Origin of the sequence: Paenibacillus montanisoli (assembly GCF_003268025.1) — a bacterium.
In the GTDB taxonomy this organism is placed as follows: domain Bacteria; phylum Bacillota; class Bacilli; order Paenibacillales; family Paenibacillaceae; genus Paenibacillus_Z; species Paenibacillus_Z montanisoli.
Window position 1 is genome coordinate 209,040 of record NZ_QLUW01000003.1, and the last position, 20,044, is coordinate 229,083.

Annotated in this window: 18 protein-coding genes; 17 read left to right on the forward strand and 1 reads right to left on the reverse strand. The window is 55.7% G+C overall.

Going from position 1 to position 20,044, the window contains the following annotated elements; translation table 11 throughout:
- The first annotated feature begins 32 nt into the window (after positions 1-32).
- The 14 genes from DL346_RS16905 (at position 33) to DL346_RS16970 (ending at position 16,553) form a co-directional block, all read left to right on the forward strand.
- Positions 33-965 (forward strand): ABC transporter permease, encoded by a 933-nt coding sequence (locus tag DL346_RS16905; protein ID WP_112883335.1) that lies wholly within the window; start codon positions 33-35, stop codon positions 963-965.
- Between the two features lie 13 nt (positions 966-978).
- Positions 979-1,854 carry a carbohydrate ABC transporter permease gene (locus DL346_RS16910; RefSeq protein ID WP_240633249.1) on the forward strand — a complete coding sequence of 292 codons (876 nt, stop codon included), beginning with the start codon at positions 979-981 and terminating at the stop codon, positions 1,852-1,854.
- A 150-nt stretch (positions 1,855-2,004) separates the two neighbouring features.
- A complete protein-coding gene (locus tag DL346_RS16915) occupies positions 2,005-3,615 on the forward strand; it encodes an extracellular solute-binding protein (protein ID WP_112883336.1) in 1,611 nt (536 codons plus the stop codon).
- A gap of 119 nt (positions 3,616-3,734) precedes the next feature.
- Positions 3,735-4,772, forward strand: a complete 1,038-nt coding sequence (locus DL346_RS16920) for a response regulator transcription factor (RefSeq protein WP_112883337.1) — start codon at positions 3,735-3,737, stop codon at positions 4,770-4,772.
- Positions 4,769-6,646, forward strand: coding sequence for a sensor histidine kinase (locus tag DL346_RS16925; protein ID WP_112883338.1), 1,878 nt, complete (start codon positions 4,769-4,771; stop codon positions 6,644-6,646). Before DL346_RS16920 ends, DL346_RS16925 begins: the two co-directional genes overlap by 4 nt.
- A gap of 24 nt (positions 6,647-6,670) precedes the next feature.
- Positions 6,671-7,438 (forward strand): SDR family NAD(P)-dependent oxidoreductase, encoded by a 768-nt coding sequence (locus tag DL346_RS16930; RefSeq protein WP_112884001.1) that lies wholly within the window; start codon positions 6,671-6,673, stop codon positions 7,436-7,438.
- Positions 7,439-7,497: 59 nt separating this feature from the next.
- Entirely contained in the window at positions 7,498-9,810 is a 2,313-nt protein-coding gene (locus tag DL346_RS16935; RefSeq protein WP_112883339.1) for a DUF4962 domain-containing protein, read from the forward strand.
- A 28-nt stretch (positions 9,811-9,838) separates the two neighbouring features.
- Positions 9,839-10,159: a cupin domain-containing protein gene (locus DL346_RS16940; protein ID WP_112883340.1), complete on the forward strand. Its 321-nt coding sequence runs from the start codon at positions 9,839-9,841 to the stop codon at positions 10,157-10,159.
- A gap of 180 nt (positions 10,160-10,339) precedes the next feature.
- Positions 10,340-11,644, forward strand: a complete 1,305-nt coding sequence (locus DL346_RS16945; protein WP_112883341.1) for a glycoside hydrolase family 140 protein — start codon at positions 10,340-10,342, stop codon at positions 11,642-11,644.
- A 147-nt stretch (positions 11,645-11,791) separates the two neighbouring features.
- A complete protein-coding gene (locus DL346_RS16950; protein WP_112883342.1) occupies positions 11,792-13,414 on the forward strand; it encodes a spore germination protein in 1,623 nt (540 codons plus the stop codon).
- A gap of 3 nt (positions 13,415-13,417) precedes the next feature.
- Positions 13,418-14,539, forward strand: a complete 1,122-nt coding sequence (locus tag DL346_RS16955) for a GerAB/ArcD/ProY family transporter (RefSeq protein ID WP_112883343.1) — start codon at positions 13,418-13,420, stop codon at positions 14,537-14,539.
- Positions 14,508-15,734 (forward strand): Ger(x)C family spore germination protein, encoded by a 1,227-nt coding sequence (locus tag DL346_RS16960; RefSeq protein ID WP_112883344.1) that lies wholly within the window; start codon positions 14,508-14,510, stop codon positions 15,732-15,734. Before DL346_RS16955 ends, DL346_RS16960 begins: the two co-directional genes overlap by 32 nt.
- Positions 15,735-15,745: 11 nt before the next feature.
- Positions 15,746-15,952, forward strand: coding sequence for a CLC_0170 family protein (locus tag DL346_RS16965; protein WP_112883345.1), 207 nt, complete (start codon positions 15,746-15,748; stop codon positions 15,950-15,952).
- A 136-nt stretch (positions 15,953-16,088) separates the two neighbouring features.
- Complete coding sequence (locus DL346_RS16970; RefSeq protein WP_420849575.1) at positions 16,089-16,553, forward strand: GNAT family N-acetyltransferase; 465 nt, start codon at positions 16,089-16,091, stop codon at positions 16,551-16,553.
- Between the two features lie 13 nt (positions 16,554-16,566).
- On the opposite strand, the gene DL346_RS16975 is transcribed toward DL346_RS16970, so the two are convergent.
- A complete protein-coding gene (locus tag DL346_RS16975) occupies positions 16,567-17,289 on the reverse strand; it encodes a YwaF family protein (protein WP_112883346.1) in 723 nt (240 codons plus the stop codon).
- A gap of 243 nt (positions 17,290-17,532) precedes the next feature.
- On the opposite strand from DL346_RS16975, the gene DL346_RS16980 reads away from it, so the two are divergent.
- Genes DL346_RS16980 through DL346_RS16990 form a run of 3 tightly spaced genes read left to right on the forward strand, consistent with a single transcriptional unit; the run spans position 17,533 to position 19,937 of the window.
- Positions 17,533-17,904, forward strand: coding sequence for a VOC family protein (locus tag DL346_RS16980; RefSeq protein ID WP_165822544.1), 372 nt, complete (start codon positions 17,533-17,535; stop codon positions 17,902-17,904).
- On the forward strand, positions 17,901-19,133 hold the full coding sequence (locus DL346_RS16985) for a DNA glycosylase AlkZ-like family protein (protein WP_240633250.1): 1,233 nt from the start codon (positions 17,901-17,903) through the stop codon (positions 19,131-19,133). Before DL346_RS16980 ends, DL346_RS16985 begins: the two co-directional genes overlap by 4 nt.
- Positions 19,134-19,166: 33 nt before the next feature.
- A complete protein-coding gene (locus DL346_RS16990; protein ID WP_112883347.1) occupies positions 19,167-19,937 on the forward strand; it encodes an AraC family transcriptional regulator in 771 nt (256 codons plus the stop codon).
- Positions 19,938-20,044 lie beyond the last annotated feature (107 nt).

Here is a 20,044-nt window from a genome sequence, read left to right on the forward strand (position 1 = left end):
TTGCTTCACCCGCCAGCGGCTAGGATGAGAGTATGCACAAACAAGCTGCTGGCGAGGAGGGATGGCTGTTGCTCGGATTCATCTGGAAGTACCGGACGCTGTATCTGCTTTCGATCCCAGGCATACTTTATTTTCTCGTGTTCAAATACGTGCCGCTGCTCGGATCGGTGATTGCGTTCCAGAATTACAATCTGTTCGCCGGCTTCAGCGGAAGCCCTTGGGTCGGTTTCGAGCATTTCGAGCGCATGTTCCAGCATTACGACTTTCTGCGCATATTGAAAAACACGCTGGTGCTCGGCGCTCTCGATATATCGCTCGCGTTCACGGCGCCGATTATACTGGCCTTGCTATTAAACGAGGTCCGTTTAGTCCTCTATAAGAAGATCGTGCAGACCATTGTCTACGCGCCGCACTTCTTGTCGTGGGTCATCGTCAGCGGCATCTTCGCGGGCATGCTGTCGCCCACCTCCGGCATAGTGAATGCGATCGTCGGCTGGTTCGGCATAGATCCGATTTATTTTCTCGGCGAGAACGGCTATATCCGCTCCATTCTGGTTGGCTCCGGCTTGTGGCGTGACGTAGGCTGGGGGACGATCATCTATCTCGCCGCTTTGACCGGCATCAATCCCGAGCTGTACGAAGCGTCCGAGATCGACGGCGCAGGCCGATGGAAGCAAACGCTGAAGATCACGCTGCCGTCGCTGCTCCCGGTGATTACGGTGCTCTTTCTTCTGAAGATCGGCGACTTCATGGATTACGGCTTCGAACGGGTCTTCGTCTTCCAGAACCCGCTCAACGTTACGAATAGCGAAATTTTGGACACCTATATCTACAAAGCTGGCTTGAAGCAAATGCAATACAGCTACGCGACCGCAATCGGGCTGTTCAAATCGGTCGTCGGCTTGTTCCTGCTGGTGATCGCCAACTCGTTAAGCCGCAAAGCGACCGGAGAATCGTTGTATTGAAGGAGGAGTGGCAGTGATCAGGCGCGAGCATTGGAGCAGAAAGCTGTTCCTCGTTGCGAACTATTTACTATTGACCGGATTGTCGCTCACGATGCTGCTGCCGTTCTTGAACGTAATCGCGCAATCGTTCAGCGGCGCAGCAGCGATCGATCGGGGCGACGTCATGTTTTGGCCCGTCGATTTTACGCTGAATTATTATCGCTACGTGTTCGATGACATCTCGATCTGGCGCGCATTCGGCATTACCGTTTATATTACGGTGCTCGGAACGCTTATCAATTTGACCGCCACCTCGTCGCTTGCCTACCCGTTGTCGCGGGCCGAATACGTCGGTCGCAAGTACGTGCTGCTGTTCATTCTGATGACGATGATTTTTACGGCGCCGCTTATCCCGCAATTTATGCTGATGAGAGAAATTCATTTGATCAATACGCTCTGGGCGCTCATGATCCCGACGGCGATCAGCGCGTTTAACCTCATTGTGCTGCGGTCGTTCTTCGTGCAAATTCCGACGGAGCTGATCGACAGCGCCCGGATTGACGGCTGCGGCGAGCTCAGGATACTCCGAAGCCTGATGCTCCCTCTGTCCAAGCCCGCGCTTGCGACGATCGGCATTTTCTATTCGGTGACGAACTGGAACAAATATATGGACGCGTTGTATTATTTGAATGACCGCAGGCTCTATCCCTTGCAGGTGAAGCTGAGGGAGCTGCTGATCAACGACGATTTGGTCGATACGGGCAATCTGCCGTTCGATATCGCGTCGCAGTCGGTGCAGGGCGTGCAGATGGCCGTCATTCTTGTGGCGACGCTGCCGATTATTTTGCTGTATCCGTTCTTGCAGCGCTATTTCATTAAGGGCATGCTGATTGGATCGATTAAATCGTAAGGGTCTCACATTTTTCTATAAATATAAAAAAACGACAAGTCAAGCCAATCGAACTCCATTGTGACCGCGCATCTTCCGTACCTATACTGAGGGTGAGTTTTGAAAGCGCTCTATTGCGCCACTACCGACTGAGGAGATGAGGGGGATTCTATGAAAAAGCTATTCATACTGGCTACGGTTCTCGCAATATCCGTCTCGATGCTGTCAGCCTGTTCCAAGAACAACAATGAGCCGTCGAAAGCGGCGAATACCCCGGCGAACGCGCCTGCCAACACAGAGGCTGCGAACAAGCCGGAAGAAACGGCGGCGGCCGTACCGACGAAGTTCTCGATTTCCATGCGGACGCTGAACGTGCCTTACGTGGAACAGAATCCGGACATCAACAGCGACAAGTACGTGCTCGAGCTGGAGAAAATGACGAACACCGACCTCGACATCAGGCTGATCCCGCATAACGAGTACCAGGACAAAATGATTCAAATGTTCGCGACGAACGACATTCCCGACGTGGTGCAGGGCAGCGGCGGCATCAGCGGACAAGAACTGGCGGGAGCCGTGCAGAACGGCGTGTTTATGCCGCTGAACGATCTGCTTCAGGAGCACGGGCAAAATTTGCTTAAGTTCCTCCCGAAAGCGGCTTGGGATCGGCTGACGGACGCGAAGACCGGCAACATTTACGGCATTCCGGAAGTACTGAGCAATCCGTCGCGGCGGGCGACGTGGATCCGGACGGACCTGCTGGAGAAGGCCGGCAAGCAGATTCCGAAGACGGTCGAGGAAACGCTGGACGTGCTGCGCGCGTTCAAGGAGCTTGGCGTCGAGCATCCGTATATGGGCCGCAAAAACTTCAAATATTCCGATACGTTCTTCGGTTCGTACGACGTCTTCGGCTATTTGAACCAATTCAAGCAGTTCCCGGACGGCAACGTGAAGCCGAGCTTCTTCGACGAAGCGGGGATGAAGAAAGCGATCGGCGTCTACAAGACGATGTTCGACGAAGGCTTGATCAGCAAAGAATTCGCTACGATCGAAAGCGCGGACTTCAAGAGCATCATCACGAGCGGCAAAGCGGGCATGTGGTCCATGAACGCCAATGAGCTGCCGATCTGGGGCACGCAGCTGATGACGAACGTGCCTGGCGCGAAGGTAGCGCTCATTCCTTCTCCGATCGGCGACGACGGCAAGGGCGGCTATGCCCACTACAATCCGGTGACGCGTTCCTACTTTATCAACGTCAACGCTAAAGACAAGGCGGCCGATATCATTAAGTTCTTCGACTGGATGGTCAGCGAGCAGGCGCAAAACTTCTTCAGCTACGGCATCGTGGGCGAGGATTACAAGAACGACGGAGGCACGATTACCTATACGCCGCCTACGGACGAGGCAGGCACGAACAAGCAGCGCTACTTGAATTATTGGCTGTGGATGGTTCAAGATACGACTTACAACAAGCGCATCGCCGAACTGTCGGAACCCGGCAAGCAAATGGTCGACGCATTCGACAACCTGCTTACGAAGGAAGGGCGCAGAGGCATCGAATTCGATCCGCGTCTCGATGCTCTAATTAAATATCCGGATTTGAGCCCGCTGTCCGACCAGCTGCCGCCGCTTGTTCTAGAGCATGTGCTGAAAATGGTGTACGGCAAGGAGCCGATCGATAATTACGGCAAAGTGCTGGAGGAATATCTGTCCAAGGGCGGCAACGAAGTGATCGAGGAAGCGACAGCCCGTTTCAACAGCAAAGAAAACGCTTTCGAATAAACGCCTGCATGCACTAGAATTGAAGATACGAGATTGAGAAGATGCTCTTCCCGCCCCCGGCGAGGGAGCATCTTGCTCCTTTCTGAATCGTTCAACGTGCTAACGAGGAGGGCCCATCCATGTACCGCATACTTGTCGTCGACGATGAACCGATGATCCGCAAAGGACTGCAGAAGCTGATCAGCGAAGCCGACCCTTCCATTTGCCAGGCCGAGACGGCCGACAACGGCGCCGACGCGCTCGAGAAGATCGCCGCGAGCCGTCCCGATCTGCTGTTCACCGATATTAAAATGCCGAAGATGGACGGCCTGGAGCTGTGCCGCCTCGTCAATGAGCGGTTTCCCGATTTGCCGGTCGTGGTCATATCGGGCTACGGCGATTTTGAGTATGCCCGGCAATGCCTGTCCTATGGCGTGAAGGAATATTTGCTGAAGCCGGTGACAAAGGCGGCCGTGGTTAAGACTGTCGCGAAACTGATTTCAGGTCTTGAAGCGCGGCGCCAGGCCGCCTATATTCCGCTGTCCGTAACGGAGGAGTGGCTGGAGCAGCTGCAGGAGGCCATCTGGCATTTGAGGCCGGATGCCATCAAGACGGCTATCGCGGGCATGGAGCGTTATTGCACGGCAAACAAGCTCGATTCACTAATGCTGGGCGAGCTTACGCACGAACTTGCGGGCAAATTGACGGACCGTTTGAACGCGCGCGACGTGTACCCGTTCGAGCGGCCGCAGCGTCTGTCGGGCCAGGAGCCTGCTGCCGCGTTCGCTTGGCTTTATGAAGCGGTTATCGGCATGATGGAGCAATTGCGGTTGAAACGGAAAGGCAACTTGAAGGAGCCGGTCGAGGAAGCCAAAGCGTACATCGAGCGGCATTTGGACCGCGAGCTGTCGCTGGAAGAGGTAGCCGACAAGCTCGGACTCAACGCGTCTTATTTTAGCCAGCTGTTCAAGCAAATGACGAATGAAACCTTCGTGCAATACAGAACGAGACGGCGGATGGAGAAGGCCAAGCGCCTGCTCTCGATGCCGCATCAGAAAATTACGGACGTCTCCGCCGCGGTCGGCTTCGCCGATCACCCGCACTTCACGAAGACGTTCAAGAAATACAGCGGGCAAACGCCATCCGAGTACCGGGAAACGCTGGGTATCCGGGGATGAAGATGAGCCTGTTCCGAAAGCTGTTTCTCTATTTCACCATCGTTATCCTTTTCTCGCTGTCCACGGTCAGCGTCTTCACCTACCTGAAGTCGTCCGCGGCGATCGACAAGCAGGTCGAGAAGTATATTTCCACCGTCATCGAAAATGCGGGCGCGCAGACGGACCTGCAGCTCGAAACGTTCGAGCGGGTGAGCAATTCGGTGCTGTCGCACCAGTCGGTCAAAAAGTTTCTGGACATGGATCCGAAGGACAGCTACGAGTATTACAGGTTTACGAAGGAAATTCGTCAGGATGTCTTCTCGAAAATCTTCATCACGTATCCGACGCAGATTCATATGATGTACATTTTAGGCGAGCATGGACGGTCGATTTTCGATCAGAATCAGAGCTTCTCTTCGTTGTCGGTCGATCCGTCGGCCCGGTATGCGGAGTTGAAGGCGAAGACGCCGGACAACGGCGAAATCGCCATTGTGAACACGGCGTTGATGAACGGCGAGCAGGTCGTTACGATAGCCCGCAAGATTAGAGGCTATACGTCCTATGCGGTAAAAGGGATTCTCGCCATCGAGCTGAACGAAAGCCAGCTGTCGGCGCTATGGAACAATGTCGATCTCGGGGAGAACGGCTTCTTCTTTATTCTCGACGCAACGGGAGCCGTCGTCTACGCGCCGGACGCGGCAACGCGAAGCGAACTGGTGAAGACCGGCCTCGGGCAGCGGATTGCGGGCGGAGAGAATACTCGGTTCATGGAGAGCGTGAACGGGAAAAGGATGCTCATCGTCTCGCACAAATCCGCTTATTCCGGTTGGAGCTTGGCAGTGTCGATGCCGCTCGACGAGCTGCGCGAGCCGATCTCGGGCATCCGCTCCACGACCGTGACCGTCGGCCTCGCGACGCTGGCGATCGCGCTGGTGCTGGCTTTTCGTTTCGGCAACTCGATCGTGCGCCCGATCCGGACGCTCAAGAACGGAATGCGCGAGACGGAGAAGGGTAACTGGATGCGCATCGAGTCGAAGCAGCGCGACGATGAAATCGGCGGCCTCATTCACAGCTATAACTTAATGGTCAGCCGGCTGTCGGATATGATCGAGCGGGTATACGACTCTGAACTGAGCAGCCAGAAGACGAAGCTCCAGCTGCAGGAGATCGAGCTTGAGCGGCAGCGGGCGGAGTTTCAAGCGCTGCAGCTGCAGATCAATCCCCACTTCCTGTACAACACGCTGGAGACGATCAATTGCTACGCGATCGTGCAGGATTCGGACGACATTTCCGAGATGGTCGAGGCGATGGCGTTCATGCTCCGTTATTCGGTCCAGACGAACCTCGAAGAGGTGACGCTGGCTAACGAGCTGAATCATGTACGCCATTACTTGATGATCCAGAAGCACCGGATCGGACATGATTTCGAGATCGAGGTCGTAACGCCGCCGTCGCTGCTGCTCTCGCGCATGGTGCGGCTGACGCTGCAGCCGATCGTGGAAAATATTTTTCAGCATGCGTTCGCGGACGGGTTCGAGCCGAGGCACTACATCCGTATCGATACCCGCATGGAGGGCGGTGAGCTGCTCGTAATCGTAGAGGATAACGGCGTCGGGATGACGGAAGAAAAGCTTGAGAAGCTGAAAGAACGGCTGGAACGGAACCGCCTGGTTGAGGAACGGGCGGAGAAACGCGGACGCCGGGGCGGCATTGGGCTGGTGAACGTTCACCGGCGCATTCAGATGGTATACGGCGATGAATTCGGGCTGCGGATCGAGAGCGCGCTCGGCGAAGGGACGCGAATCGTGCTTCGAATGCCGAAGGAGGCCTGTCCGGTGCCGAAGCCGGAATCGAGGCTGGAATCGACGGCTAAGCCGCGGTCTGCGTCAGCCTAACGATAAGAGAGGAAGGCGATGGGAATGGCTATTGATTTATCGGGAAAAGCCGCGCTCGTAACGGGAGCCGGCGGCGGCATCGGGAGAGCGATTGCGGTGAAGCTGGCCTCTGCCGGAGCGAGTGTGGCGCTGAACTATTTGAATAGCCGGGAGGCGGCCGAAGAGGCGGTTGCGGCTATACGGGCCAATGGAGGAACGGCGGTGGCGATTCAGGCAGACGTCTCGAAGGCGGAGGAGGCGGCGCGGCTCGTAGAAGAAGCGGAGCGCGCGTTCGGTCGTCCGGTCGACCTGCTGATCAACAATGCAGGGCATCTTGTCCAGCGGCTGCCGAACGAGGAGATGACGGAGGAGTTGTACGGACGCGTGATGGATGTGAACCTCAAGAGCGCCGTATTCGTTACGAAGGCGGTCATTCCGGGCATGAAAGCGGCAGGAGGAGGCTGCATCGTGAACATGACGTCCGTTGCCGCGCATAACGGCGGCGGGCCAGGCGCCTCGATTTACGCCGCGAGCAAAGCCGCCGTGCTGGCGTATACGAAGGGGCTCGCGAAGGAGCTTGCCGCAAGCGGCATCCGCGTCAACTCCATCTCGCCCGGCTTCATAGGCAACACGGCGTTCCATGCGACGTTTACGCCCGCCGCCGCGAGGGAAGCGACGATTCAGAGCATTCCGATGCGCAGGGAGGGAACGCCGGAGGACGTGGCAGGCGTTGCGCTGTTCCTCGTTTCCGATTTATCCGCCTATCTAACCGGAGAGACGATTGAAGTTAACGGCGGCATGTACATGCGCTGACGCGCGGCGCGCCATGCCTGAAGAAGAACCAACAACGACGAGCAAAGAGAGGGATTGGCATGTCCAAGCTTTTCGAACCGGCCAGCGGATTGCTGACCGTGCCTTACGAACCGAACGAGCAATCCGAATTGCGGGAAAATCCTCCGAGATTTACCTGGATGCCGGCAAAACCCGAGAATGACCGTTACGTGCTGCAGGTGTCTTCTTCCGGAAGCTTCGAGCCGGATGCTACGGAGACGATCGGCCCGATTCCTTATAATTTTTATACCCCGGATCGGGATTTCGAGCCGGGTACTTATTATTGGCGTTACGCGCTGTCGGAAGAGACGGGAATGGGCCGTGAGGCTTCGTCTAATTGGAGCCGCGTCAGGTCTTTCACCGTTCCGGAGCATGTCCCCTCGACGCCTTTGCCTTCCCGGGGTGCGAGATATTCAGCGGCAGGCGCCGCGCATCCGCGGCTTTGGCTGCAGCCTTGCCGCGTCGAAACGTTCCGAGAGCGAATCCGCAGGGACGCTTCCGCGTGCGGATGGGACGTTTTTTACGAAAAGTCGGTTCGGCCGTGGATGGAGAGAGAACTGATCGCCGAGCCGGAGCGGTATCCGGACAACAAACGCGTCGCCAAGCTGTGGCGCAAAATGTACATGGACTGCCAGGAGACGCTCTATGCGATTCGCCATCTTAGCGTCGCGGGCGTGCTGCTGGAGGATGCGGAGATCATCCGTCAAGCCAAACGCTGGCTGCTCCATGTCGTCTCTTGGGATCCCCGCGGCACGACCTCCCGGGATTACAACGATGAAGCAGCCTTCCGGATCGCCGGGGCAGTGGGTTGGGGTTATGACTGGCTGCATGGCTCCCTGTCGGAGGAGGAGCGTACGGCAGTGCGCGCGAATTTGTTCGAACGAACCGAGCAGGTCGCCCATCACGTGATCGAACGCTCGCGCATCCATCGCGTGCCGTACGACAGTCACGCGGTGCGGTCGCTCTCCTCCGTGCTTGCGCCTGCTTGCATCGCCATGCTGCATGAGGAGCCGCAGGCGAGGGAGTGGTTCGACTATACGCTCGATTATTTCGCCTGCCTCTATTCGCCTTGGGGCGGGCAGGACGGCGGCTGGGCGGAAGGACCGATGTACTGGACGACCGGCCTGGCTTACTTGATCGATGCCTTCAATCTAATCCGCGGCTACGCCGGCATCGACTTGTTCAGCAGGCCGTTCTTCGCGCATACCGGCGATTTCCCGCTTTATGTGCACAGTCCCGATACGGTGCGGGCCAGCTTCGGCGACCAGTCGACGCTCGGCGAGCCTCCGAGTCTGAAGACCGCCTACAATATCCGCCAGTTCGCGGGCTTAACGGGCAACGGGCTGTACCAATGGTATTACGAGCAGGTAAAGGTGCGGGATAGGGATGCGGATACGAAGTTTTACAATTACGGGTGGTGGGATTTCCGGTTCGACGATTTGCTTTACCGCCATGATTATCCGGATGTTGAGCCTGTCTTGCCTGGACCCGAGGCCATTGAGCCCGTAAAATGGTTCCGCGACGTCGGCTGGGTCGCCTTCCACCGCCGGATGGACGATCCGGCCGAGCATATTCAACTGCTCGTCAAGAGCAGTGCCTATGGTTCGCTAAGCCACAGCCATGGCGACCAGAACGGTTTCCTGCTCCATGCGTATGGCGAGCCGCTTGCGATCGACAGCGGGTATTACGTCGCCCACGGGAGCACGATGCACCGCAATTGGCGCAGACAGACGGTGTCGAAGAACAGCTTGCTCATCGACGGCAAGGGGCAATATGCGGGCTTGGACAAGGTGCTTTGCAAGGAAGCGTACGGCGTCATCGAGAATGTCTCGTCTACGCCGGGGTATGCCAGCGTCCGCATGAACGCAACCGAGGCCTACCGGGAGAGCGTTCCGTATTTGAAGCGGTTCGTCCGGGAGGTGTATTGGATTGACGATACGTACGCCGTTATCGTCGATGCCGTCGATCTTGCGCAGCCGGGCCGCGTGACGTGGCTCATGCATACCCTGAACCGGATGGAATTGAACGGGCAAGCTTTCCGGGCGATCGGCGCCAAGGCGGAGATGGATGGCCGTTTCGTCTACTGCTCCTCGGGTCATATGACCGTAGGTCAGCACGACAAGTTCCCGGATGTAGATCCGGCTGAATATGAGGGACTTCCTAGCCAATGGCATCTTACGGCGGAAACGAAAGAGGCGGACAGCCACCGCATCGTTACGCTGCTCGTGCCGATGAAGAGAGGCGACGACAAGTTTGTCTCCTATTTTATCGACGATCAGGACCACGGCATTCATCTGTATTTCACGAACGAAGAAGGCAAGACGCGCATGATTGCAGTGCCGAAAGCGTACTGACACCGGCTTGCCGAAGGGAGGAACGGGCATGGGTACCAATGTCGGAGTGTGGGAAGCGGCGGAGCCGGGCGTGAAGCGCAAAATATTGCGCGCCGATGGCGGTTTGATGATGATGGAGGTCCACTTCGAAAGCGGGGCGGAAGGCTACGAGCATCGGCATCCGCACGAGCAAATGTCTTACTGTTTGAAGGGGACGATGGCGTTTACGATCGACGGCGTGCAGACGGTCATTAAGCAGGGCGAATCCGTCTATATCCCGAGCGGCGCCATACACGGCGCGAAGGCGCTTGAGCCGTCCGCGCTGCTAGACGCGTTTACGCCGATTCGTCAGGACTTGCTGAAGCTCTGATAGGCAGACAGCTATATAGATAAAGCTCAGGGACCGCGCGAAATGTACGGTTTCCTGAGCTTTTTTATGCCGTCGTTTTAAATTGTATACATATTGTGTACCCATAGATTCTGTGATAGGCTGAAAGTACATCATAGATTTGCAGTACGTTAACCTTTTCCGGGAGAGTGAGCAAAAAGGATGCCGAGCACGCTGCAGCAGCTGAAGGTCAGCGATAACAAGAGGTTTTTGGTCCATGCGGACGGGACGCCGTTTTTTTGGCTGGGGGATACCGCTTGGGAAATTTTTCACCGATTGAGCCGTGAGGATGCGGATGAATATTTAAGAGGCCGGGCGGAACAGAAGTTCAATGTCATTCAAGCGGTGGCGCTCGCGGAGTTCGAGGGCCTGACGGTCGATAACTATTACGGCCGCCGCCCGCTGAAGCAGGATGCGCAGGGGCAGTACGATCCGACGCTGCCGGATCTGGACGGAGACGACAACTACTGGAGCCACGTCGACTATATCATTGACCGGGCGGCACATTACGGCATCTATGTCGCGCTCCTCCCGACCTGGGGAGATAAGTACAATCAGATGTGGGGCAAAGGGCCGGAAATTTTCAACGCGGACAATGCCAGAGTCTTCGGACAATGGCTGGGCGAGCGCTACAAGGACCGCCCTAATATCATTTGGGTGCTCGGCGGTGACCGGCCGCTGCAGACGCTTCGGCATTTCGAAGTCATCTATTCGCTCGCCGCGGGCTTGCGGGAAGGCGATGGCGGCCGCAGCTTGATCACGTACCATCCGAACGGCGACTCCTCCTCCTCGCGCCATGTGCATGATGCGCCGTGGCTGGATTTCAACATGATCCAATCCGGGCATCATGAGCAGATTCGCGTGAATTACAAGCATGTTAGCGCGGATTACGAGAGGCTTCCGGTAAAGCCGACGTTTGATGCCGAGCCTTGCTATGAAGATCATCCGATTAATTTTAGAGCGGCCAACGGTTACTTCGATCAGGCGGATGTGCGCACGGCGGCGTATTATGCGGTATTCTCGGGCAGCTTCGGCCACACGTACGGACATCACTGCATTTGGTCGATGACGACGAAGCTTGAATCGTACTTCATCATGCACTGGAGGCAGGCGCTCGTGCGGCCCGGCGCTCGTCAAATGCAGCATGTGCGCAGCTTGATCGAATCGGTGCCGTTCCTGGAGCGGGTGCCGGATCAAAGCTTGATCGACGAAAACTATGAAGGCGCCAATTACATGGCAGCGACGCGCGGAGAGAATTACGGCTTCATCTATACGCCGAACGGCCTGCCGTTCCGCGCGCGGCTGGGCATTCTGCAAGGCAGACGAGTAGCTGCTTCGTGGTACGATCCGCGCACCGGAGAATACGCGGCCATCGGCGAGTATGACAATAGCGGCGAAGCCGCGTTTACCCCTCCGTCCAGCGGCAGGGGCAATGACTGGGTGCTGGCGCTGAAATCCTTGATTTAATTCATTAGCTAAGATTTATAACAGAAAAGCGGCGGTGCAGACGATCCTGCGCCGCCGCTTTTTCGTTTTTTGGCTATTTTTCCTAATAGTTATCGTCACTTTTGGTTAGATTACTACTAATATCCAGAAGGAAGGCGGCGGAAACCGATGAGAAACGGATCAGGCAAAAGCAAATCCAGAGTCGTCACGAAAGCGTCCTCCCCCGTACTGGATGCCGCACTAGACATCCCTCTAACGGGGACTGTGGAAGACACGATCAGCACCGTCCTGAGCATCCTGAAGGAGGACGGTGATTTTATCGTCCGCCGTTTTCATCTGTTCGGCCAATATAATGCGGTGCTTTTTTTCTACAGCACGACGGCGGATCTCGCGACCGTCAATAATCATATTCTAAAGCCGCTCATGCATTTGCCTGCCCATCTAGAAGGCAGGATCAACGAGCTGCAGCAACTGCGCGATATCGTGTTTGACGACGTCCTTTATCATTGCGGCGTCAAGCAGGAGAACAAGCTTTCCGAGCTGATCGCGTGCATTCTGCGCGGAGATACCGCCATGGTCATCGATGGCGTGGAGGAATCCTTCTCGATTAGCACAAGCAACGTAGAGAAGCGCGCTATCGACCAGCCTGCGACCGAGCAGGTCATTCGGGGTCCCCGCGAAGGCTTCATCGAGCTGCTGGAGAAAAATATCGCCTTGATCCGCTATCGGCTGCCAACGCCGGAACTGCGCATCCATTCGATGGAGATCGGACGTCGAAGCAGATCGAAGGTGTCCGTTTGCTACATGGATGGGGTTACGAACGCGGAACTTGTGAACGAAGTAAAGCGCCGGCTCTCGCAAATCGATATCGATGCCGTGCTGGACTCCGGCTATCTGGAGCAATTTATCGAGGACAATCACATGACTCCGTTTCCACAGGTGCAGTATACGGAGCGGCCGGACAAGGTTGTCGCCAACCTATTGGAGGGCCGCGTGGCGATTCTCGTTAACGGATCGCCGCTTGCGCTTATCGTCCCGACTGTATTCAGCCAATTCTACCAAACGGTCGAGGATTACACGGAACGGTTTCTGCTGATGAGCGCCATCCGGCTTGCGAGATTGGTGGCGCTTGTGTTCTCGCTTGTGTTCCCTGCGCTCTACGTGTCCATCATTTCCTTCAATCCGGAGCTGATTCCGACGGAGTTTGCGGTCGCGGTGGCAGGCGGCAGGGCGGGCGTCCCTTTTCCGGCCGTGGTTGAGGTGCTGATCATCGAAATTTCGATGGAAGTCTTGAGAGAAGCGACCATCCGATTGCCGCAGCAGGTTGGCGGCGCATTATCGATTGTCGGCGTGCTAGTCGTCGGCCAAGCTGCGGTCGCGGCCGGCTTCGCAAGCCCGATTACGGTCGTTATCATTGCGCTGACCACGATCGGATCGTTTGCGACGCCTGCTTACAACGCCGCGCTTGCCTTACGTCTGCTGCGCTTCCCGCTTATTATTATAGCGGGCATCTTCGGTTTGTACGGCGTCGTGATCGGGCTTATCCTCATTGTCAATCATCTGCTCTCCTTGAAGTCGTTCGGCGTTCCTTATTTGAGCCCGCTCGTTCCGGGAGGGTTCAGAGGAATGAAGGATCTCATCATCCGCAGCCCGCTGGGGCTGATGAAGGAGCGGCCGGCCTCCCTGCACACCCAAGACAAGGTACGGGTGGACGCAGACACGTCTGCAGAGGAGCAGCCGAAGAACGTACTTGATCCAAGTGAATTTGATCCTGCAAAGGAGGGGCAATAACGCATGGAAAACACCAGACAAATTACAACGATTCAAGCGGCGGCCATCCTGGTGAGCACCATTATTGGCGTCGGCGTGCTTCCGCTTCCCTTGTTTGCCGTGAGGGCAGGAGACGCAGGGGCGCCTCTTGTAACGTTTCTGGGCATGCTGGTAGGTTTCATCGGGCTTATGCTGATCAGTTTGCTAGGCATGCGCTTTCCCAAACAGTCCTTCGTGCAATACAGCGAAGCGATTATAGGCAAATGGCTGGCCGCCATTGGCACCCTATTGCTTATTGCCTTTTTTGCAATCCTGACCTCGCTTGCCGCAAGGGAATTCGGCGAGGTTGTCGTCACCTCCGTCCTCAAGAATACGCCTCTTGAGGTCACGGTCATTGTCATGCTGCTGCTGGCGGCGGTTTCTACTCGCAACAATTTGGTCACGTTTTCTTATATTCATCTGTTCTACTTCCCGTTTCTCCTTGGCCCGGCCTTGCTTATAGTCGCCCTATCATTAAAGAATGCGGATGTGATTAATCTCCAGCCGGTATGGGGGAATGACCAAACCCATATGCTTCCGGGCATTCTGACGATTGCAGCGTTGTTTCAAGGCTCATTCGTGATGACGATCGTCATCCCGGGCATGTGCGATCCGAAGAAGTCGATGAAGGCGAGTTTTATCGCTATGCTTATCGCCGGCGGGATGTATGTCGCGATCGTCATTGCGGCGGTAGGCGTGTTCGGCTCGGAGGAAATCAAAAATTTGCTGTGGCCGACGCTGGAGCTGGCCAAAGCGACGTCGCTGCCGGCAAACATATTGGAGCGGCTGGATGCTGCGTTTCTGGCCGTATGGGTAACGGCGGTGTTTACAACGCTGTTCTCCAGTTATTATTTGACCATCCGCTTCATCAGCAATCTGTTTCGCTTAAAGGACCATAACATGTTCTCCTTCTTCCTGCTTCCGTTCGTGTTCATCATGGCGGTGATCCCTCAAAATATTTTGCAAATGTACGAAATCATCGCGGATGTCGGGCGGATCGGATTGTTCATCACGGTCGGCTATCCGGCGTTCTTATTCATCATCTCACTCATTCGTGGGAAGAGAGGCGATCGCGATGGGACACAGCAAACTAATCCGGCTAGTTAAGCTCTTTCTTGTCATCCTGCTGACAGTGCCCTTGCTTAGCGGCTGCTGGGATAGGCTCGAGATTGAGGAACGCGCCGTCGTGCTCGGCATCTCCATTGACGAGGCGGGGGAAATATCCAATGAGGAAAAAGATTCCCAAATTATCCAGAAACCGCCTGCTACAAGCATGGTGAGGGTGACGGTTCAAATCGCCCTGCCCGGCCGGATTCCGCTCGGACCGGGGGAAAGCGGCGGCAGCAGCGGAGCGGGCACGCAGGAAACGCTCTGGGTATTGGATTCGGTAGGGCATTCCGTCGATGACGCGCTTATGAATTTGCAGCAGCAGCTGTCGAGCAGATTGTTCTTTGGTCATTTGCGCGTCATTATCGTTTCGGAGCGCGTGGCGAGAAAAGGACTGGAGAATATCAACGATTACTTCCACCGTAATTCGGAAGTCAGGCGGATGGCATGGCTCATGATTTCGAAGGGCAGCGCAAAGGCGCTGATGAAGGCTGCGCCCAAGCTGGAGCGGGTGCCGACGCTGTACTTGATGGCGACGCTCGATGAAGGCATCCGCATGGGGAAATTTCCGAGCAATTACATCGGCAATTTCTGGAGCAACTCGGTGAAGCTGGGCGAGGAAGGCTATTTGCCTTACGTCGCCATTCGCAAGGAACAGAACATTCGAGTTTCCGGATTGGCTTACTTCAAAGGCAATAAAATGGTGGGCACCACCAGTGAAAACCAAATCGGCGCTTTCATGGGAATCAAGGGGATGAATCCTGCCGGCTACCGCATTTTCGTCGATCTTGGCGGACCGATGAAGAATGTCATGATGACGACAACGCACCGGGACAAAAAAATCGATGTGCGCATCGTGAACGGGCGACCCCGATTTACCATCCATATTTCCCTGGAGATCGGTGTGGAAGAGAAGATGAGCGAGGAGGTCGCCATCTCAAATGCGAGTATATTAAAGCAGATCGAAGAAGACGAGAAGTCGAAGGCGATTAAAATATATCAGCAATTGATCGAAATGACCCAAGAGGACGGCTCCGATATTTTCGGCTTCGGCGAAATGGTCCGTGCCAAGAAGCCGGGATATTGGAATACGCGGGTCCGTACGAAGGAACGCTGGCAGGAGATGTACAAGGAAGCCGAATTCGATTTTTCCGTCCAAATGAATGTGAGACGGGTAGGCATGAAAGCGAAGTAAGGGGTGGAGGCATGATTAGTGGAGGTTACGTCGCCGTCAGTTTCATCAGCTACTCCATTCCTCTGTTCCTGCTCACCGGTTACTTGATCCTTCAATTCGATATTAAGGAATACAGGGTCAAGAAGATGGAGAAGGAACGCAAGCTCTCGAAGTTTCTGGGATGGACGAACCTCGTGTTGGGGGTACTGCTGCTGATAACGGATTATTTTATCCTGTAAGGCGATAAAGCACGCCATGAGCCGCCGGCTCGCGGCGTGCTTTGTTTTTAGGCAAGACCATGCGGTTTGGGAGGATTTGGGGTATGATAGAATTTATATAGATACGAGATACCGATAACTAGTTATGGGAGTGGGAATGGTGGAATTTCGAGTTGACGATCTGACCGGAGCCAAAGTCATTGCATTAATTCAGGAGCATCTGCACGGGATGGCGGAGCATACCCCGCCGGAAAGCGTGCACGCGTTAAATTTGGACGGCTTGAAGCATCCGGACGTCACCTTCTGGAGCGTCTGGGAGCAGGATGAATTGCTGGGCATTGGGGCGCTTAAAGAGCTGGATCCGACGCACGGCGAGATCAAGTCGATGCGCACGTCGGCCGCCCATTTGAGGAAGGGTGTCGGCAAGGCGATACTCGAGCACATTATCGCGGTTGCCAAGGAACGCGGATATACGAGGCTGAGTCTGGAGACAGGCTCGAGGTCGATGCCGTCCTTCGATCCGGCCCGGAAGCTGTACGAGCAGCTTGATTTTCATTATTGCGGGCCGTTCGCGGACTACGCCGAAGATCCGTACAGCGACTTCATGACGAAAGAGCTGTAAACGACGGCTTGCTTCATGCCGCGGTCGACCCCTTTCTGCGCAAGAATGGCAAGTACATGATCGTGAAGATAACGAGGGCAATGAGTTCTTCGATAATGAGGTAGAGGGGATACGGCCCAAGCACATCCAGCAGCGAAGCCGTCTCCGGCTTGTGCCTTAAGAACATGTAGTTGGCGTCCAGCCAATAATCGATGCCGCCAACGATGACGACGAGAATGTTCAGGAAAATCATCGTGATGCCGATCGATTTCCACGTCGGGCGGTACTGCTCGATCCAGGTCATGTAGAATGCGGCGAGAATAATCGCGATATGCACGATAAAGAAATGAAAGAAGCGGAAATGCGGGAATGCAAACACAAGGTCTGGCGTAAACATGGCCTGCAGCGCGCCGCCGATGCCGGCGAAGAACACGATTTGGTACAGCAGGCGGCTTCGCGTCAGCAGCATGATGACCGCAAGCATTTGAGAAATGCTGCAGAGCTCTAGCGGCAGCGTGTACTGCACGTCCCATAGCCCTTCGGCGCCATACCACGCGTACAGAGCGGCTTCCGGGATAATCAGGCAGAGGAGCAGAGCGATGCGGATAAAGGTTTTTGCGCGAGCGTTCGATCGGATTGCGCTTTTGAAACGAAACATGGCGATAGCTAGCAAGAGCATAGCCGCGAGGACAATGAAATGCGGTAACGTGTATGCGAGGAAGTGCTCTTCGGTTCTTGATGCAAAGAAGGTATCCATATCGTCCATCTCCTTAGGGATGAGGTCAAGTTCGCGTTATGCAGGATGGTATTCGTGATGTGTGCGGTAAATTCCTTTTGGGTGGGAGGCGGCGGGATGCAAGAGCTTGTCGGTAACTGCCGGCAGTGCGGGAAGCCCGTTTACTGTCGTGATGGTTTTTTGGACGGCGTCGTTATGACGGATGGAGCACTCGTATGTTTTGTTTGCTTAGATGATAAAGACAAGGAAAAGGAGCAGCCGGCGATGGCAATCCAAGTAAAGAGCACCTATTTAACGATTCCTGTAAGCGATTTCGAACGGTCGGCGCAGTGGTATGGCGAGCATCTGGGATTTCGGGTGGTGAAACGCGATCCGTTCTATTGTGAACTGGTGAACGAATCAGGCATCCGTATTTTATTCCAGCAAAATGAACATCGGCTGCACTCGCATTTCGTCTATCCCGATGGAGCGCTGCAATCGTCGTACGGGTTTATGGTCGAGGATGCCGAGGCGGCTTATTCCTATTTCATGGAGCGGAACGTTGAGGTCGGACCGTTCTTTGATTATCAAGGAAAGTCCTTTTCGTTCTATGATCCGGACGGGAATTTCATCGAGGTTTGGAGCGTGCAGCAGTGAAGCCGGTACCGATAAGAACGACCAAAAGGGCGCTCAGGCGATTCCTGCTGGAGACGCAGGCGCTGCTCGAAACGCAGGCGCAGGGCGCAAGCTCTGCCGAGGGGATGCGGGAGCAGGCCATGGACATGATCCGGCGGCTGGAGTGCGTTCAGATTGACCCGGTAGCCGCCGTTCGGCCGAATCAGCATTTGGCGCTATCGGCGCGAATGGCCGGATACGAGCCTTCGGCGCTTGAGGAGCTGCTGCGCGGCGGCGAGGTGTTTGAGTATATGGCGAACGCGGCCTGCATCATACCGATGGCGGATTATCCGATCTTCGAGCCGACCCGCCGGCGGATGAAGGAGCGCCTGCAGCCTGCGATCGACGCGATCGGTCCGGTCGCCGAGCAGGTGCTGCAGCGGCTGGAGCGCGAGGGGCCGCTGCCGGCCAAGGCGTTCGAGTCCGACGAGCGGGTGCACGGGTACTGGGACAACGTGAACGCGAAGACGAAGGCCACTTCGCATGCACTGAATTTGCTGATGGACGCGTCGAGCATCCGGATCGTCGGCAGGGAGGGCAACCAGCGGCTATTCGCGATTACGGACCGCAGCGTCCCTGCCGGGCTGCTTCGCGAGGCGGAGCAAATCGGGACGAGTGGAGCGCTTGACGCGGTGATGCGAAAATATTTTCGCGCGTACCGGGTATTCGAGCCGAGCGATTCCCGACTTGGCTGGCAGAAGCTGAGCGCCCAAGAGCGCAGGGAGACGATGGAGCGGCACATGGCGTCGGGATTGATCGTGCCGGTCGAGGCAGAAGGTTTATCGAAGCCTTATTATATGTTGGCTGCGGATGCGGATCGGCTTGCCGCGCATGATCTGGGTGCGGAGTCGGAAGCGGCGGCGGTACTTGAAACCGTGCGGTTCCTTCCACCGCTGGACAACCTGCTATGGAGCCGCAAGCGGCTGTCGGATCTGTTCGAGTTTGATTACACCTGGGAAATCTACACGCCTGCCGTTAAACGGAAGTACGGCTATTATGCCATGCCTATTCTGGCCGGCGACCGGCTGATCGGCCGCATGGATCCGCGCCTGGATAAGAAGCGGGGCAGCTTGACGGTGGAGCTTCTTCAAATCGATTCGAATGTAGAATTTGCAGATGCCCTTCGGGAGCGCGTGCATCAAGCGCTTGAAGCGTTCGCCCGGACGCACGGGGCAACGGAGGTTGCGATCGCGCAATTTCGCCATCGCTAGCTGCTGCTTCTGCTGCACAGGAGGTTCGCGATCATGATCAAGCTGTATACGTGCTATACGAAGGAATATCCAAAATGGGAGATGAGCAGGAGCGTCACGCAATACCATATTCTGCTCGTTATAACGAGAGGGAAAGTCATTTACTGGGTCGGTGACGATTCCGTGCTGCTGCAGAAGGGAGATGTAATCTTCATTCCGGCGGGTTCGGTTCGTGGAGGCACTTCGCTGGAAGAGCATCAGCGCTATGCGACGCATTTTACGCTGGAGGACAGCGACCGGCAGCTCCTGCCGCTGCTCACGGAGAATCGGTACTGCAAGACGGCGATCAGCGGGTTCGACTATTTCAAGCAGCGGTTCATGCTGCTGAAGCATCATTGGCTGATGAAGGGGCCGTATTCGGATACGGCTTGCTACGCCATCCTGCTCGAGCTGCTTGGCATTATCAACTACGAGCGGGACAAATGGAAGCTCCCGGCCAAGAAGCTTGAAATGGCGGAGGATATGAAAGTCTACTTGCTGGAGCATTACAAGGAATCGGTTACCCTTGACGATCTGGCCCGTTTGACGGGCAGAACGCCGAATCATGCATCGCATGTGTTCAAATCGGTGACGGGCTTATCGCCGATCGAGTACCTCCATCATGTCCGGATTGCAAAGGCGAAGGAGCTGATGTTCGATAAAATGATGACGATCAGCGACATAGCTGAAGAAACGGGCTTTTGCGATCAGGCTTATTTTAACCGGGTGTTCCGCAAGGTGACGGGCTGCTCTCCGACGGCATTCATGAAGGGCAGGATCGATTGATGACTGGTTCGGTACTTGTGGGAGCGCTGTCATGAAAATCGTTGAATCGTACAAAAGAAACCAAGATCGTTACTCGTATGTCCCCCTCAAACCTTCTATGATAGAGA